This window comes from Isoptericola sp. S6320L (genome assembly GCF_023015685.1).
Lineage (GTDB): Bacteria > Actinomycetota > Actinomycetes > Actinomycetales > Cellulomonadaceae > Isoptericola > Isoptericola halotolerans_A.
In genome coordinates, this window is record NZ_JALKAT010000006.1 from 86,956 (window position 1) to 101,707 (window position 14,752).

Sequence of the window (14,752 nt, forward strand, 5' to 3'; positions counted from 1 at the left end):
CACCCGGAAGGAACCCCTCATGAACCGCAGCTCCCTGCCCCGCTGGGCCCGCACGGCCCGTATCCGCTCCCTCGCCCTCCTCGCCTCCGGCGCGCTCGCCCTCGGCGCGCTCGGCGCCTGCAGCACCCCGACCGGCGAGGCGGCGACCGACTCCGACGGCGCGGCGTCCCCGAACGCCGCCGCCGACCAGGTGGTCACCACCTCCAGCTCCGGGCTCACCGCGGCCGAGGTGCTCGCCGAGAACCTCGACGCCTCGCAGACCGTCGCGCTCGCCGACACGGCGTGGGACACCGGTGACGAGGTCGCCGTCGACCTGGACGCGCCCACCGCGACCGACGGCGTGGAGGTGGACGGCGAGACCGTCACCCTCACGGCGCCCGGCACCTACCGCCTCTCGGGGACGCTCGCCGGGCAGGTCGTCGTCTCCGCCGAGGCCGACGGCGTGGTGCGGCTCGTGCTCGACGGCGCCGACATCACCTCGGCCACCGGCGCCGCGATCGACGTGCAGGACGCCGACCAGGTCTCCGTGGTCCTCGCGGACGGCTCCACGAACCGGCTGGAGGACGCCACCGAGTACGCCGACACCACCAGCGAGAACGCGGCGAACGCCACGCTCTACTCCACCGCGGACCTGGCGATCTCCGGCTCCGGCGCGCTGGAGGTGGTGGGCCACGCGAACGACGGCATCACCGGCAAGGACGGGCTCGTGATCACCGCGGGCGACCTCACCGTGGACGCCGCCGACGACGCCGTCCGCGGCAAGGACTACCTGGTGGTCACCGGCGGCACGCTCGACCTGACCGCGGGTGGCGACGGGCTCCGGTCCGACGACGACTCCGACGCCACCGCCGGGTACGTCGCGCTGCTCGGCGGCGACGTGACCGTGGCCGCGGGATCGGACGGGGTCCAGGGCTTCACCGACGTCGCGGTCTCCGGCGGCAGCCTGACCGTCACCGGCTCCGAGGAGGGCATCGAGGCAGCGGTGATCGCGATCTCGGGCGGCACGGTGGACGTCACCGCCACCGACGACGCCGTCAACGCGACCGTCAAGGAGGCCGGGACCGACTCCGAGGAGTCGACCGGGGGCGACGCCGCCGGTGCGGAGGGGTCGGCCACGGAGGGGTCGGCCACGGAGGGGTCGGCCGAGCAGGCCGGTCCGGGCGGCGGGGGCGGTGAGGCCGTCCAGGCCGGGGCGTCGCTGACCGTCACCGGCGGCGTGCTGACCGCGTCCGGCGGCGGTGACGGGCTCGACTCCAACGGGGTCATCGACGTCTCCGGCGGCACGATCGCCGTCGCCACGTCGGCCGCCGGCGGCGGCGAGAGCGCGGTGGACGCCAACGGCACGGTGACCAGCACCGGCGGCTGGCTGACGCTCGACGCCGCGGCCGACGCCGGTTCCACGATCACGGTGCTGGCCGACGACGGCACGCAGGTGGCGTCCGTCGACACCACCGCCGCGCTGCCCTCGCTGACCCTCACCGCGGACGGCATCACCGCGGGCGAGAGCTACACCGTCGCCGTGGACGGCGAGGAGGTGGGCACCGCGACCGCCGAGGAGTCCCCGGCCAGCGCCATGGGTGGCAGGGGTGGCATGGGTGGCGGCCGGCCGCCCGCCGACGGCGAGCTGCCCGACGGCGAGCTGCCCGACGGGGCCGAGCCGCCGCCGGGCGCCGCCGCCTGACGCCTATGGGTGCGGAGCGGCCGACGTCGGCCGCTCCGCACCCCGGGTGGCTCAGCCGATCCCGAGCAGGCGCCGGAGCCAGTCGAGCAGGCGGTCGGCGACGTCGCCGAGCCAGCCGCCGTGGCCGCCGTCGTTCCCTCCGCCGTGGCCCTTGTCCTCGATCGTCACCGGTTCCGAGACCGCCACGACCGGGTCGGCGCCCGCGGCGACGGCCGTGACCTCGACGGTCAGCTCGTGGCCCACGTCCGCCCGCTTGACGCGGTAGGTCGCCTCGGCGCCCTTCCGTCCGATCGGCTCGCCGTCCCGCAGCCACCGGTAGGAGTACCCCGCCGGGACGGACCACTCGCCCGGGTCGGCGACCAGGCGCGCACCCTTGACCGCGTCGCCGGTGATCGAAGGCGCCACCGTGTTCTCCAGCGTCGCCTGGACCTCCGGGAGCAGCTCGATCTCGGTGGGGTCGGGGTTCGCCACGAGGCGCGCCCCGGTGTCCGACGGCGCCACGTCCGTCAGCTCGTACAGCCCGTGCATCTCGATCGAGCCGTCGGCGGCGATCTCGGGCCGCACCGCGGTGGAGTCGGTCGTGACGAACCAGTCCTCGCCCACCTCGGCCGGACGCCCGTCGGAGGTGTCCGCCGTCGTGCCGTCGAAGTAGTTCGACGGGTCCGTCAGCAGCGACGTGTCGTCCTGGGCGAGCGCCAGCACGTCCGCCGCCGCGGACCGCCACGACAGCACCCCGGTGGCCTCGTACGCCGTCGAGCTCGCGTTGGTCTCCAGCCGGACGCCCCGCTCGTTGTCGACGGAGGTGACGCCGTCGAGCCGGATGTCCGGGCCCGAGTTGGACGTCACGCCCGTGGCGAGGTTGCCGAAGCTGACCGCGTTGCGCAGCAGGTGGTCGCCCGGCATGGACTCGCCGCCGAGCTTGAACCCGTTGCCCTCGCCGGTCCGTGCCGGGTCGGCCTCGAGCCAGCCGTTGTCGTACGCGACCGAGTCCTCGACCACCACGGTGCCGATCGGACCGGTCGTGGACTTGGCGAACAGGTCCCAGCCGTCGTCGATGTTGTGGTGGGCGATGTTGTCGCGGAACACGTTGCCCTCGCCGACGGTGAGCTTGGCCGCGAACCCGTCCGCGTCGTTGCCGCCGTCGTCGGCGTTGTTGTGCGACACCGAGGACACCACGAGGTTGTGCGAGGGCCACATCGACGGCGGCTCCGTGGACCGGCCCGAGATCTGGATGCCGGTGTCCCGGTTGTGGTGCGACTCGACGCGCTCGACCACGTTGTGGTGCCCCTCGACGAGCATCGGCTTCTGCTTGTCCGCGGACCCGGTGATCTCGAGGCCGTACACGTGCCACCAGTCGCCGCGGATCATGAGGCCGCCGTCCGGCGACGCCGACAGGTCGAGCACCGCGCGGGTGCCCGGCTCCGACATGATCGTGATCGGCGCGTCCTCGGTGCCGTTGCGGCCGCGCTCGGCCACGACCGCCCGCTGCGGCGTGTAGGTGCCGTCCGCCAGCACGACCTGCTGCCCCGGCTGGGCGAAGCCGACGGCGGTGTGGAGGTCGAGCGGGTCGGCCTGCGTGCCCGCGCCGTCGGGCGACCCGTCGGGCGCCACCCGGATCGACTCGCCCGGCTCACCGTAGGAGCGCACCGTGAACGTCAGCGGGACGTCGACCGGGTCGGTGGACTCGATCCGCTCGTACTCCCCGAGCTGCGGCTGGTCGGCGTCGGGCAGCAGCCGCGCGGTGAAGGTGTTCTCCCCCGGCTCGAGGTCCACGGTGACGAGCTCCCGCTCGCCCGGCGCCAGGTCCACGCCGTCGACGACCACGTCGCCGTCGGCGTCGAGGATCTGCCCCTCGCCGTGCATCGTGGACACCAGCGGCACCTCGATCTCCCGCAGCGGCGTCGTGGACGTGACGTCGACCTGGAGGTCGGCCGGCACGTACTCGATCGGACGCTCCTGCGCGGGCTCGTCGTCGTCCGGGTGGATCGTCGTGAACTCCCAGTCGGTGACCGTCACCTGGATCTTGCGGGCGGCAGCCATGCCCACGTAGAAGGCGTCGGGGTCCTGCTGGAGCAGCATCTCCGGGTCGTACTGGATGACCTCGATGTCCTCGCCGTTCTCCCCGGCGCCGTTCCAGACGGCGTGGAACCCGGTGTTCGACCTGCGCAGCGTCAGCTCGTAGACGTCGCCGTCGCCGAACTTCGGGCCCGTGATCTCCGGCCGGTAGTCCGGGTCGAACACCACCGAGTCGCTCTGGTCGCGGGAGCCGGCCGTGTTGTCGTCCGTGGCGCCGGTGTAGCCGTGCACGAACCGGGCGCCCGGCATGCCGTTCACCACGTCCTCGGTGCCGTCGCCGAACCGGGTGAGCAGCGCGCCCGCCGAGTTGAAGTAGCGGTGGGGCGAGGACTCGGCCACCAGGTCGTCGATCGCCACGACGCCGAACCCGGACTGGTTGTCCTTGGCCGCCGAGTCGTCCACGCGGAACGTGGCGGTCAGCGTGAAGTTCTCCGTCGCCGGGTCGATCTTCGTGAAGTAGTACTGGAACCCGTCCTCGGAGGTGGCCAGCTTGGTGGAGCTGTCCCGCGCGTCGAAGGTGATGGTCCCGTCGCCGTTGTCCGTCACGGAGCCGCCGGATCCCGCGTTGGAGCCGACGTCCGCGATCTGCCAGCGCTCGACCGCGTCGGCCACGGTCACCTCGAAGGGTGCCCCGGCGGCCTCGTCGGTGCCGCGCTGCGCGACGACGCGCACCTGGTACGTCTGGCCCACCGTCAGGCCGGAGACCTCCGCGCCCGTGCCGGTCACGCCGTCGACCGCGGTGGTGAAGGTGGTGCCGTCGGTGCTGGTCTGCACGGCGTAGGTCTCGGCCTCCGGGGTGGCGCCCCACTCGACGGAGACGGTCCCCTGCCCGCCGGAGACGGCGGTGGTCAGCGCGCCGGTGACCTCGGGTCCGACCAGGGGCAGCGAGAACGCGCCGGTGGACACCCGCTCCGAGACGAGCGCCTCGGCCTCGCCGGAGCGGGTCAGCCGCACCTCGACCTCGTACGTGCCGGAGGCCGGCGGGGTCAGCGAGATCGTGCCGGACGGCCCCTGCGCGGCGGTGAAGTCGCGGTCGACGAGCTGCCCCGCGCCGTCGAACAGCAGGGCGTGGGCGATGTCGGCGCCGTCGGTGCCGACCAGGCCGCTGTAGGCGACGTCCAGCAGGGCCGGGTCCTCCGGGTCGACGGTGACGCCGTCGACCACGGGTGCCGCGACGTCCGCCCACGGGGCGCGCGCCACGTCGTCGTCGGCGCCGAGCTGGGCGGCGTAGACGTTCACGCCCGAGGAGGGCGAGGACAGCCAGTAGGTCCCGGCCGCGGGGACCTCGAGGACCTCGGTCGCGACGGGGACGCCGGAGTCGTCGGCGAGGGCGGGCACGGAGTCGACGACGGTCCAGGACTCGTCGAAGAGCGCGAGCGCACGGTCGCTGCTGCCGCTGCCGGAGCGCGCGTGGACGACCACCTCGGTGGGGGCGTCGGCGGTGAACTGCAGCGACCGGTGCTCGGCCGTGCCGGAGCCGTTGAGCTTGAGCCGCTGGGTGAACTCGTCGCCGCGGTCGGAGGTGCGGCTGCTGCCGTCGACGTCGACGTCCTTGCCCTCGGCGGCCTTGACGGTGAAGTCGCCGGCGACGACGTCGCTCGTGTACTCGCCGGCGGCGAGGTCGTCCGCGCGGAAGGCCGTCTCCGGGCCGGCGGCGACCGCCGCGACCGCGGAGCTGACGGTGAGGGCCGCTGCGGCGACCACCGCCCACGACGCACGGAACCTGGTGGCTGTCGGTGTCATGGCTCTCCTCGTCGAGATGCGCATCGCTCGGCGTCGAGCGTGCGAGAAACCGGTTTCCCATACGGTAATCGCATTCCCGGCTCGCGGTCAAGGGGCCACCGGCCGCGAGGCGCGCTTCAGCGAGCCGTGACCGCCACCTTGGCCTTCGACGGCCGCAGGTGCGCCACCGGCGACCCGGGGTACTTCACGATCCAGGTACCCGACGCCCTCACCACGAAGGACCGCCGGAACCGCCCGTCCGCACCCACGGTGTCGGTCCCCTTGAACACCGGGCCGCGCGAGCCCTTCGGGTCGAAGTAGAACTTCACCTTCTCCCCCGCGGCACCGCGCCAGCCGCCCAGGTTCCACCGGTCCAGCTGCGACGGCTTGCGCAGCGTGCCGGACACGGCGACCCGCTCACCCTTGCGGACCGACGCGTCGCTCACCCGCACGTTCGTCCGCGTCGCCTTGCTGACCCGGAAGCTCCCGGTCCACCAGGTCGGGAAGTAGGTGAGCGACGTCCCCGACGACGTCCGGACCTCCGGGTCCGCCCACACCTCGACGTCGTAGATCCCGGCAGGTTCGTCCGGCCCGAGGTACAGGTGTGCGTACACCTTGTTCGCACCGTCCTTGCGCACCTCCGAGCAGCTCCCCTCGTAGCTGCCGAGCCGGCTCTCCACACAGACGTCCGTCGTCCGGTGATCCAGCCGACCGGGTCCGGAGGCGGACCACTCGACGTCGACACGGGTCTTCGTCGACGACCCCTTGACGACCACGTCCCGCGTGCGGACCTTCATCGTCACCTTGGTGCCGTCCGTCGTCCGGCTGCGCGTGAACCGGTGGTCGACGGCCGGTTCCTTCGCCCCCGTCGGCCGTGCCCACGACGGCGCCTGCTTCGCGCTCCCCCGGTAGGAGGCGATCCACCGCCCCTTGCCGCGGTCCCGGAGGACCTTGCGGAACCGGCCGTCGCCGTCGGTGCGGACGGTCGCCACGTACCGAGCCCCGGCCTTGCCCTGCGGGTCGAACAACAGCCGCACCGTGGCCTCCGCGACGGGTCGTCGAGCGATCGCCGTCCGGTACTCCACGTCCTGCCAGCGCGTCACCTGCCCGGTGACGACGGCCTTCCCGCCCGACCGCTTCGCCGTCGCCGACGCCTGGGTGGCTCGTCGCACCTGGAACGACACGGCGTTCTCGCGAACGATCTGGTAGGTCTGGCCGTCCACCGTCGTCCGCAGCTCCACGATGGCGACGTAGGTCCCGGGCCGGTCCTCGGCGGACATCACGAAGTCGGCGTAGGCGCGCCGCTCCGACGTCTTGACGAGGTAGACGGCCCCGAGCGAGCTGGAGCCAGGTCCCTGGGCGGACACCACGCTCGTGCCGTCGCCGTCGAGCGACAGGCGCTCGCGTGGGTGGTCGAACGTGAACCACATCCGGGCCACCCTCGGCGACGGCCCCACGACGACGTCCGCCATCGACACGGTGACCTGGAGGTCGACCTCCCTGTCCGTGAACGTGCCGGTCCCCCGGGGCGCGGCCGCCTCGGCCGGCACCAGCCCGACGAGGAGGAGCGAGAGGGCGGCGAGGACGACGGTGACCACACGGGACGCTCGATGCACGTCCAGACGATCCCAGCCCGCGCCCCGCATGTACACCAACCGCAGGTGAACTTTCCGGGGCAGCCGTCCGCCCGCCGTCCGCCCCGCGTCCGTCGTACGCTCGAACAGTGCAACCCGCCGCCCGTCCGCTCGCCCCCACGTACCAGGAACGCCGCTGGGAGCTGCCGCCGGACGCGGTGATCCACCACGGCACGGTGGACGACGCCGCCCGCCTTCTCGAGGGCCGCACCCTCACCGCCCTGACCGGCGCCGGGATCTCCACCGACTCCGGCATCCCCGACTACCGCAGCCCCGACTCCCCGCCGCGCAACCCGATGACGTTCCAGCAGTTCGTGGGCGACGACGCGTTCCGCCGGCACTACTGGGCCCGCAACCACGTGGGCTGGCAGCACGTGCGCCGCACGCACCCCAACGCCGGCCACCGCGTGCTGGCCGAGCTGGAGGAGCGCGGCATCGTGCGCGGCGTCATCACCCAGAACGTCGACCTGCTCCACGAGGACGCGGGCTCGCGCACCGTCATCGACCTGCACGGGCGCTACGACCGCGTGATCTGCCTGCAGTGCGGGCGCACCATCTCCCGCGCCCACCTGGCTGAGCGCCTCGACGCCCTCAACCCGGGCTTCGTCGAGTCCGTGCTCGACGGCGGCACCACGGTCGCGGACATCGAGGTCGCCCCGGACGCGGACGCGGTCATCGCCAAGACCTCGCACTTCCGCCCGGCGGACTGCGAGTTCTGCGGCGGGGTGCTCAAGCCGGAGATCGTCTACTTCGGCGAGAACGTGCCCCGCGCCCGGGTGGACGAGGCCTACGCGCTGGTCGAGTCCGCCGACGCCCTGCTCGTCGCGGGCACGAGCCTGACCGTCATGAGCGGGCTGCGGTTCGTGCGCCGGGCCGCCAAGGCGGGGCAGCCGGTCGTCATCGTCAACCGGGGCGAGACCCGCGGCGACCCCCTCGCCACGGTCAAGGTGGACGCCGGCGTGAGCGAAACCCTCGTCGCCCTGGGTGAGATGCTCTGACGCGTGCCAGCACCGTCCTCCCCGCGGACCGACATCCAGGGCCTGCGCGCCCTCGCCGTCGCCGCCGTCCTCGGCTTCCACCTGTGGCCCGCGTCCGTCACCGGTGGCTACGTCGGCGTGGACGTGTTCTTCGTGGTCTCCGGGTTCCTCATCACGAGCCACCTGCTGCGCCGCCCGATCCGCAGCGGTCGTGACCTGCTCGGCTTCTGGGCCCGACGGGTGCGCCGGCTCATCCCGGCCGCCAGCCTGGTGCTGCTGGTCACCCTGGTCGCGTCGGCGGTCTGGCTGCCCACCACCACGCTGGTGCAGGTCGGGCGAGAGGTCCTCGCCTCCGCGCTCTACGTCGAGAACTGGGCCCTGGCGAGCGCCGAGACGGACTACCTGGCCGCCGACCAGCTCCACTCGCCCGTGCAGCACTACTGGTCGCTGTCCATCGAGGAGCAGTTCTACCTCGTGTGGCCGCTGCTGCTCGCCGCGGTCGCGTGGGCCGGCCTGCGCGCGCGGCGCCGGCGCCGCGACCCGGAGCGCACGACGGCGGCACTGGCGGTCGCGCTGACCGGTGCGGTCCTGGTCGCCTCGCTCGGCTGGTCGGTGTGGATGACGTGGGCGGAGCCCGCCGCCGCGTACTTCGTGTCCACCACGCGGTTCTGGGAGCTGGCCCTCGGCGGGCTGCTGGCGGCCGTGCTGGCGCGGCGGGCCGTCCGGGCGCCGGTCCCGGCGGGACACGTGGGCCAGGCGGGACAGGTGGGCCAGGCGGGACAGGTGGGCGCCGAGCCCGGCACGCCGCGCTCGGCCGGCGTGCTGCGCGTGACCGCCGCGTGGGCCGGCCTGGCCATGATCGCCGTCGCCGTGCTGACCTTCGACGCCGCCACCCCGTTCCCCGGGTACACCGCGCTGCTGCCCACCGTCGGTGCGCTGCTGGTCATCCTCGCGGACGCCGACCGCCTGCGCGGCGGGCCCGGCGGTGCCCTGCGGTGGCGGCCCGTGCAGTGGCTGGGCGACACGTCCTACTCGGTGTACCTGTGGCACTGGCCGCTGATCGTCGTCGTCCCGTTCGCCCTCGGGCGCGACCTCGGCACCGTCGACCTCCTCGCGATCCTCGTCGCGACCCTGCTGCTGGCCTGGTTCTCCCAGCGGCACGTCGAGGACCGTCTGCGGTTCCACCCGGCGCTCACCCGCCGCCTCGGCGCGACCTTCGCCCTGCTCGGGGGGTGCGTCGTGGTCGTCGGAGGCGCCGCCGTCGGCGTCTGGGTGACCGCGAGCGCCGCGGAGCGGGACGCCCTGGCCGAGGCGCGGACCGCCGTCGCGCAGGCAGCGCCGTGCGTCGGTGCGGAGGTGGTGCGCGACGACGACTGCGCGGACCCCGGCCTGCTGCTCGGGCCGACGGCGGCCGCGCAGGACAAGCCCGTCGTGTACGCCGACGGCTGCTGGAACAACGCCCCGTTCACCACGCGGAACACCTGCACCTACGGCCCCGGGACGACAGGCGACACCGAGGGCACCGAGGGCCCGACGGCGCGCCTCGCCCTGGTGGGCAACTCGCACGCCGGGCACTGGGTGCCGGCGCTGGAGGACGCGATCGCCACCGACGGCTGGCAGCTCGACACGTACCTGCAGTCCGTCTGCTACACCGTGGACGCGCCGATCGAGTTCCCGGGCGAGGGCGTCTCGGAGGCGTGCCGGGCCACGAACCGGTGGGCCGTCGGCAGCATCGTGGCGGGCGGCTACGACCTGGCGATCATGTCCGACCGCACCGACCAGCACCTGGCGGGCGTCCCCCGGGAGCAGCAGGACGCCGCGGCGGAGGACGCCTACCGCGAGACGCTGGCGACGTTCACGGACGCCGGCATCCCCGTGCTGGTGCTGCGCGACACCCCCGCGATGCCCGAGAACGTCCCCGACTGCCTCGCCCAGCACGCCGGCGACCCGGACGCGTGCGGCGCCCCGCCCGCGCAGGCGCTCGAGCCCGACCCGCTCGCGGCAGCAGCACGCGCCGACACCACCGGCCTGGTCTCCGTGACCAGCGTGGACCACCTGATGTGCGACGAGATCTGCCACCCGGTGGTCGGCGGCATCACCGCGTACTTCGACCACGGTCACCTCACCGCGACCTTCGCCCGGACGCTGGCGCCCGAGGTGACGGGCGCTGTCCGCGCGGCGCTCGAGGGCCCGCCGTAGGCTGCAGAGATGCTGGACGCCGTGGTGGTGGGGTCGGGCCCGAACGGGCTCACGGCCGCCGTCACGCTCGCTCGCGCAGGCCTGGACGTCACGGTCCTGGAGGCGCAGCCCACCGTCGGCGGCGGGTCCCGCACGCTCGACCTCGGCCTGGCCGACGGGATCGTGCACGACGTCTGCTCCGCCGTCCACCCCATGGCGTGGGCCTCGCCCGTCCTGCGCGCGTTCGACCTGCCGGCCCACGGCGTCGAGCTGCTGACCCCCGAGATCTCCTACGCCCAGCCGCTGTCCGGGGGGCGGGCCGGCCTCGCGTACCGCGACCTCGGGCGCACCGTCGAGCACCTCGGGGCCGACGGCGCCGCGTGGCGCTCGCTGCTCGGCCCGCTCACGGAGCACTGGCAGGCCGTGGTCGCGCTCGGGATGAGCGACAAGCGCTCCTGGCCCCACGGCCTCTCGGCCGGCGGCGGCGCGGTGGCGGCCGCGCGCTTCGGCCTGGCGGTGGCCGAGCAGGGCACCGGGATGTGGGGTCGGCGGTTCCGCACCGAGGAGGCGGCCGCACTCCTGACCGGGGTCGCGGCGCACGCCATCGCACCGCTGCCGTCGATGGGCGCCGCCGGGACGGCGCTGCTGCTCGGCACGCTCGCCCACGTGGGCCACGGCTGGGCCGTCCCGCGTGGTGGGTCGGGCACGATCACCGCAGCCCTGCAGGCGGAGCTCGAGCTCCGTGGCGGCACCGTGGTCACCGACCACCCGGTGCGGTCGCGCGCCGACCTGCCGCACGCCGCGACCTACCTGTTCGACACCTCGCCCGGCACCCTGCTCGACGTGCTCGGCGAGGACCTGCCACCGTCCCGGCGGCAGGGGCTGGCACGGCTGGGACGCGGCGACGCCGCCGCGAAGGTCGACCTGGTCCTGTCCGGCCCGGTGCCGTGGACCGAGCCGGAGGTCGGCCGGGCGGGCACCGTGCACGTGGGCGGCACCCGCGCCGAGATGGCCCGGGCCGAGGCAGCCGTCGCGGCCGGCGACCACGCCGAGCGGCCGATGTGCCTCGTCAGCGACCCGACCGTCGTCGACCCCTCCCGGGCGGCCGGGGGCCTGCGCCCGCTGTGGACGTACGCGCACGTGCCCGCCGGCTCGACCCGCGACGTGACGGACGACGTGCTCGACCAGCTCGAACGCTTCGCGCCCGGCGTGCGGGACGTCGTCGTCGCCTCCCGGTGCACCCCGGCCGCCCGGCTGGCCGAGCACAACGCCAACCTGGCCGACGGCGACATCGCCGGCGGGCGCGTCACCCTGTGGCGGATGATCGCCCGGCCGACCGCCCACCCCAACCCCTACCGGCAGGGCGTCGGCGTCTACCTGTGCTCGGCGTCGGTGCCCCCGGGGCCCGGCGTGCACGGGATGGGCGGCTGGCACGCCGCCCGGCACGCGCTACGGGAGGTCTACGACCTCCACCCGGCGGCACTCTGAGCCGGGCGGTGCGGGCTCACGGACCGAGGTAGGCCACGTCACCGTTCGAGCTGCGGACCTCGACCGTGCGGGTGGCGGACGGGTCCGTGTCCCCCTCGACGGTCTCGCTGCCGTTCGACGTGCCGATCGTCAGCGCCACGGGCTCCCCGTCACCGATCACGGTGACCGAGCCGTTGCTCGAGCGGGCCACGACGTCCCCGCCGACCGCGGACACGTCCACGGACCCGTTGCTCGTCCGGGCCAGGACCCCCTCCCCGACGTCGAAGACCTCGACGTCCCCGTTGCTCGAGACCGCCGAGACGCGGCCCTCGACCCGCTCGACCTCGACCTCGCCGTTCGCGGATCGGGCGTCGACGTCGCCGCCGATCTCGTGGAGCGACAGGTCCCCGTTCGCCGAGCGGGCCTCGAGGTCTCCCCCGATGGCACCGGCGACCACCTCGCCGTTGGCCGAGCGCAGCTCGGTGTCGGCGTCGAGCCCGGACGCCCAGACGTCCCCGTTGCCGGTGCGGGCCTGCACCGCCGTCGCGGGCGGCACCACGGCGTGCAGCTCGCCGGAGCACACCCAGGAGAACCAGGCCCACGCCGGGCACTCGTTGGTCAGCACCAGACGGTCGCCCACCTGCTCGACCGCGTACCGCGGGGAGACGAGGCCGCCGCGGGCGACGACCTCCACCTCGATCCCGGTGATCGCGTCGTCGGCGCGGACCTCGACGTCGCCGCCGGCCACCAGGTCCAGGGCGGCCGTGGCGTCGTAGTCCTCGCGGGTGGTGGTCGTCGAGGACAGCCCCCAGTCGACGAGGTGCAGCGCGGCCCAGGCGACCAGCAGGCCGCCCAGCGCCAGCCCGACGGTGAGCAGCACGCGCCCCCGCGGGCCGCCCCGCGGGGCGGGCGGTGAGCCCCCCGGTGCGGGCTCGGCCGGTGCGAGGTCGGGGGTCGAGGTGGTCATCGCAGGTCTCCGTTCAGGTCGAGCCAGCGCAGGACCGCGAGGACGCGCCGGTGCGCGTCGGCGTCGGGCGGCAGGCCGAGCTTGCTGAGGATGTTGGTCACGTGCTTCTCGACGGCGGCCGGTCCGACCACGAGCCGGTCGGCGATCGCCGCGTTGGACCGGCCCTCGGCCATGAGGGCGAGCACCTCGCGCTCGCGGGGCGTGAGGTCGGCCAGGTCGTGGCGCGAGCGGGCGAGCACCTGGGAGACGACGTCGGGGTCGAGGACGGTGCCGCCGCCCTCCACGCGCTCGACGGCGTCCAGGAACTCGTCGACGTCGGCCACCCGGTCCTTGAGCACGTAGCCCAGGCCGCGGGTGCCGCGCGCGAACAGCTCGGCGGCGTAGCGCTGCTCCACGTACTGCGAGAGCACCAGGACCGGCAGGTCCGGGTGCAGGCTGCGCAGGTGCACGGCCGCCCGCAGGCCCTCGTCCGTGTGGGACGGCGGCATGCGCACGTCGGTGACGAGCAGGTCGGGCAGGGCGGCGCCCGGGGCCGTCAGGGCGGCGACCATCTCCTCCGCGGTGCGGTGGCCCGCCACGGTGTGCCCCTCGGCCTGCAGCAGCCGGGTGAGGCCGTCGAGCAGGAGGACGGAGTCCTCGGCGATCACGATGCGCACGGGAGCTCCACGGTCAGTCGGGTGCCGGCGTCGGCCGGGCTGGTCAGGTCGAAGGTGCCGTCGAGGGCGGCGACGCGCCCCCGCAGGCCCGCGAGCCCGCCCCCGGGCGCGGTCCCGGCGCCGCCGCGGCCGTCGTCGGTCACCTCGACGCGCAGGGTCGGCCCCGCGGCCGCGGGGTCGTCGGAGGCCTCCGGGACGACGACGTCCGCCCGCACGTGGGCACGTGACGCGCCGGCGTGCTTGGCGACGTTCGTCAACGCCTCCGCGACGACGAAGTAGGCGGCGGCCTGCGCCGTCGTCCCCGCCGCCTCGAGGCCGGACGTCTCGACCCGGACCGGAACCGGGCTGCGGGCCGCGAGCGCCGAGAGCGCGGCGTCCAGGCCGCGGTCGGAGAGCACGGCCGGGTGGATGCCGCGGACCAGGTCGCGCAGCTCGGCGAGCGTCTCCTTCACCTCGCCGTGCGCGTGCTCCAGCGCGGCGACGGCGGCGGCCGGGTCCCGTTCCGCCGCCCGCCGCGCGGTGCCCAGCGTGACGCCCAGGGCCACGAGGCGCTGCTGGGCGCCGTCGTGCAGGTCCCGCTCGATGCGGCGCCGCTCGGTGTCCGCGGCTTCCAGGGCGGCGGCGCGGGTCTCGGTGAGGACGTCCGCGCGGCGGGCGGCCGCGGCGGCGGCCGACTCGGCCACGCGCGCCTCGGACTCGGCGACGGCCTGGGCGGCCCGCGCCTCCGCGGCGGCGGACGGGCCGAGCAGCGCCTGCGCGAGGCGCAGCGTGGTCAGCGTGCCGGCCTGGGCGCAGAACGCGGCGAACCAGGGGGCCGCCACGACGGCGAGCGCGCCGAGCAGGAGCAGCAGGGCTCCGGCCGTGGAGGCGTCGCCGGTGCCGCCGTCCAGGAGGAACCGGACGGCCAGCACCACGCCCCCGACGGCGCCGGCGGCGAGCGCCACGACGAACGCGAGGTAGACGCTGGTCAGCACCAGCACCACGGCGGCGTAGGCCGTGGCCCGCCAGCCGACAGGATCGGTCGAGGCCGCCCACAGCCGGGCGGTCCAGCGCCGCTGGGCGGGACGTCGTCGGGCGGGGGCGGGGACGACGACGCCGGTCTGCGCGGCGAGGCGGGCCCGCTCGACGTCGCCGTACGCCCGGGCGAGGGCGAGCGTGGCCGGCAGCAGGACGAGCCCGAGGCCGAGCACCGGGACCATGGCCGCCGCGGTGACGACCACGATGACCACGAGGAGGCCGGCCGTCAGGGCCCAGGTCCAGCCGACGGCGAGCTGCGCGACACCGCGGTACGTCGCGGCGGCGAACGGGGCGCGGAAGAACCCGGGGTGGGTCGTCAGCGCCGGCGCGACCCGGTGGGCTACCGGCTCCGTGGTGGTCATGCCATCGACCCTACG

Annotated in this window: 9 protein-coding genes; 4 read left to right on the forward strand and 5 right to left on the reverse strand. The window is 74.9% G+C overall.

The annotated features are described in order from the left end of the window. Positions 1 to 19: 19 nt before the first annotated feature. Complete coding sequence (locus MWU57_RS05565; protein WP_246907866.1) at positions 20 to 1,681, forward strand: carbohydrate-binding domain-containing protein; 1,662 nt, start codon at positions 20 to 22, stop codon at positions 1,679 to 1,681. A 51-nt stretch (positions 1,682 to 1,732) separates the two neighbouring features. Here the strand turns inward: MWU57_RS05565 and MWU57_RS05570 are convergent, their stop codons facing one another. Together MWU57_RS05570 and MWU57_RS05575 are read right to left on the reverse strand one after the other, a co-directional pair. Continuing rightward, positions 1,733 to 5,500 (reverse strand): right-handed parallel beta-helix repeat-containing protein, encoded by a 3,768-nt coding sequence (locus tag MWU57_RS05570; protein WP_246907868.1) that lies wholly within the window; start codon positions 5,498 to 5,500, stop codon positions 1,733 to 1,735. A 116-nt stretch (positions 5,501 to 5,616) separates the two neighbouring features. Further along, positions 5,617 to 7,095, reverse strand: coding sequence for a hypothetical protein (locus tag MWU57_RS05575; protein ID WP_246907869.1), 1,479 nt, complete (start codon positions 7,093 to 7,095; stop codon positions 5,617 to 5,619). Between the two features lie 107 nt (positions 7,096 to 7,202). On the opposite strand from MWU57_RS05575, the gene MWU57_RS05580 reads away from it, so the two are divergent. From MWU57_RS05580 to MWU57_RS05590, 3 genes are read left to right on the forward strand one after another with little or no spacing between them, the layout of a single operon-like run. After that, on the forward strand, positions 7,203 to 8,111 hold the full coding sequence (locus tag MWU57_RS05580; RefSeq protein ID WP_374108526.1) for a Sir2 family NAD-dependent protein deacetylase: 909 nt from the start codon (positions 7,203 to 7,205) through the stop codon (positions 8,109 to 8,111). Positions 8,112 to 8,114: 3 nt separating this feature from the next. Beyond that, a complete protein-coding gene (locus tag MWU57_RS18360) occupies positions 8,115 to 10,289 on the forward strand; it encodes an acyltransferase family protein (protein WP_246907871.1) in 2,175 nt (724 codons plus the stop codon). A 9-nt stretch (positions 10,290 to 10,298) separates the two neighbouring features. Further along, on the forward strand, positions 10,299 to 11,756 hold the full coding sequence (locus MWU57_RS05590; RefSeq protein ID WP_246907872.1) for an NAD(P)/FAD-dependent oxidoreductase: 1,458 nt from the start codon (positions 10,299 to 10,301) through the stop codon (positions 11,754 to 11,756). A 16-nt stretch (positions 11,757 to 11,772) separates the two neighbouring features. Here the strand turns inward: MWU57_RS05590 and MWU57_RS05595 are convergent, their stop codons facing one another. The 3 genes from MWU57_RS05595 to MWU57_RS05605 are packed head-to-tail and all read right to left on the reverse strand — an operon-like array spanning position 11,773 to position 14,737. Then, on the reverse strand, positions 11,773 to 12,702 hold the full coding sequence (locus MWU57_RS05595; RefSeq protein WP_246907874.1) for a hypothetical protein: 930 nt from the start codon (positions 12,700 to 12,702) through the stop codon (positions 11,773 to 11,775). Continuing rightward, positions 12,699 to 13,358: a response regulator transcription factor gene (locus tag MWU57_RS05600; protein ID WP_246907876.1), complete on the reverse strand. Its 660-nt coding sequence runs from the start codon at positions 13,356 to 13,358 to the stop codon at positions 12,699 to 12,701. Before MWU57_RS05600 ends, MWU57_RS05595 begins: the two co-directional genes overlap by 4 nt. Then, positions 13,346 to 14,737, reverse strand: coding sequence for a histidine kinase (locus MWU57_RS05605; protein ID WP_246907878.1), 1,392 nt, complete (start codon positions 14,735 to 14,737; stop codon positions 13,346 to 13,348). The genes MWU57_RS05600 and MWU57_RS05605 overlap by 13 nt, the downstream gene beginning before the upstream one ends. Positions 14,738 to 14,752 lie beyond the last annotated feature (15 nt).

Coding starts and splice junctions, on each gene's coding strand:
- MWU57_RS05565 (WP_246907866.1), top strand. CDS start 20: ATGAACCGCAGCTCCCTGCCCCGCTGGGCCCGCACGGCCCGTATCCGC.
- MWU57_RS05570 (WP_246907868.1), bottom strand. CDS start 5,500: ATGACACCGACAGCCACCAGGTTCCGTGCGTCGTGGGCGGTGGTCGCC.
- MWU57_RS05590 (WP_246907872.1), top strand. CDS start 10,299: ATGCTGGACGCCGTGGTGGTGGGGTCGGGCCCGAACGGGCTCACGGCC.
- MWU57_RS05595 (WP_246907874.1), bottom strand. CDS start 12,702: ATGACCACCTCGACCCCCGACCTCGCACCGGCCGAGCCCGCACCGGGG.
- MWU57_RS05605 (WP_246907878.1), bottom strand. CDS start 14,737: ATGACCACCACGGAGCCGGTAGCCCACCGGGTCGCGCCGGCGCTGACG.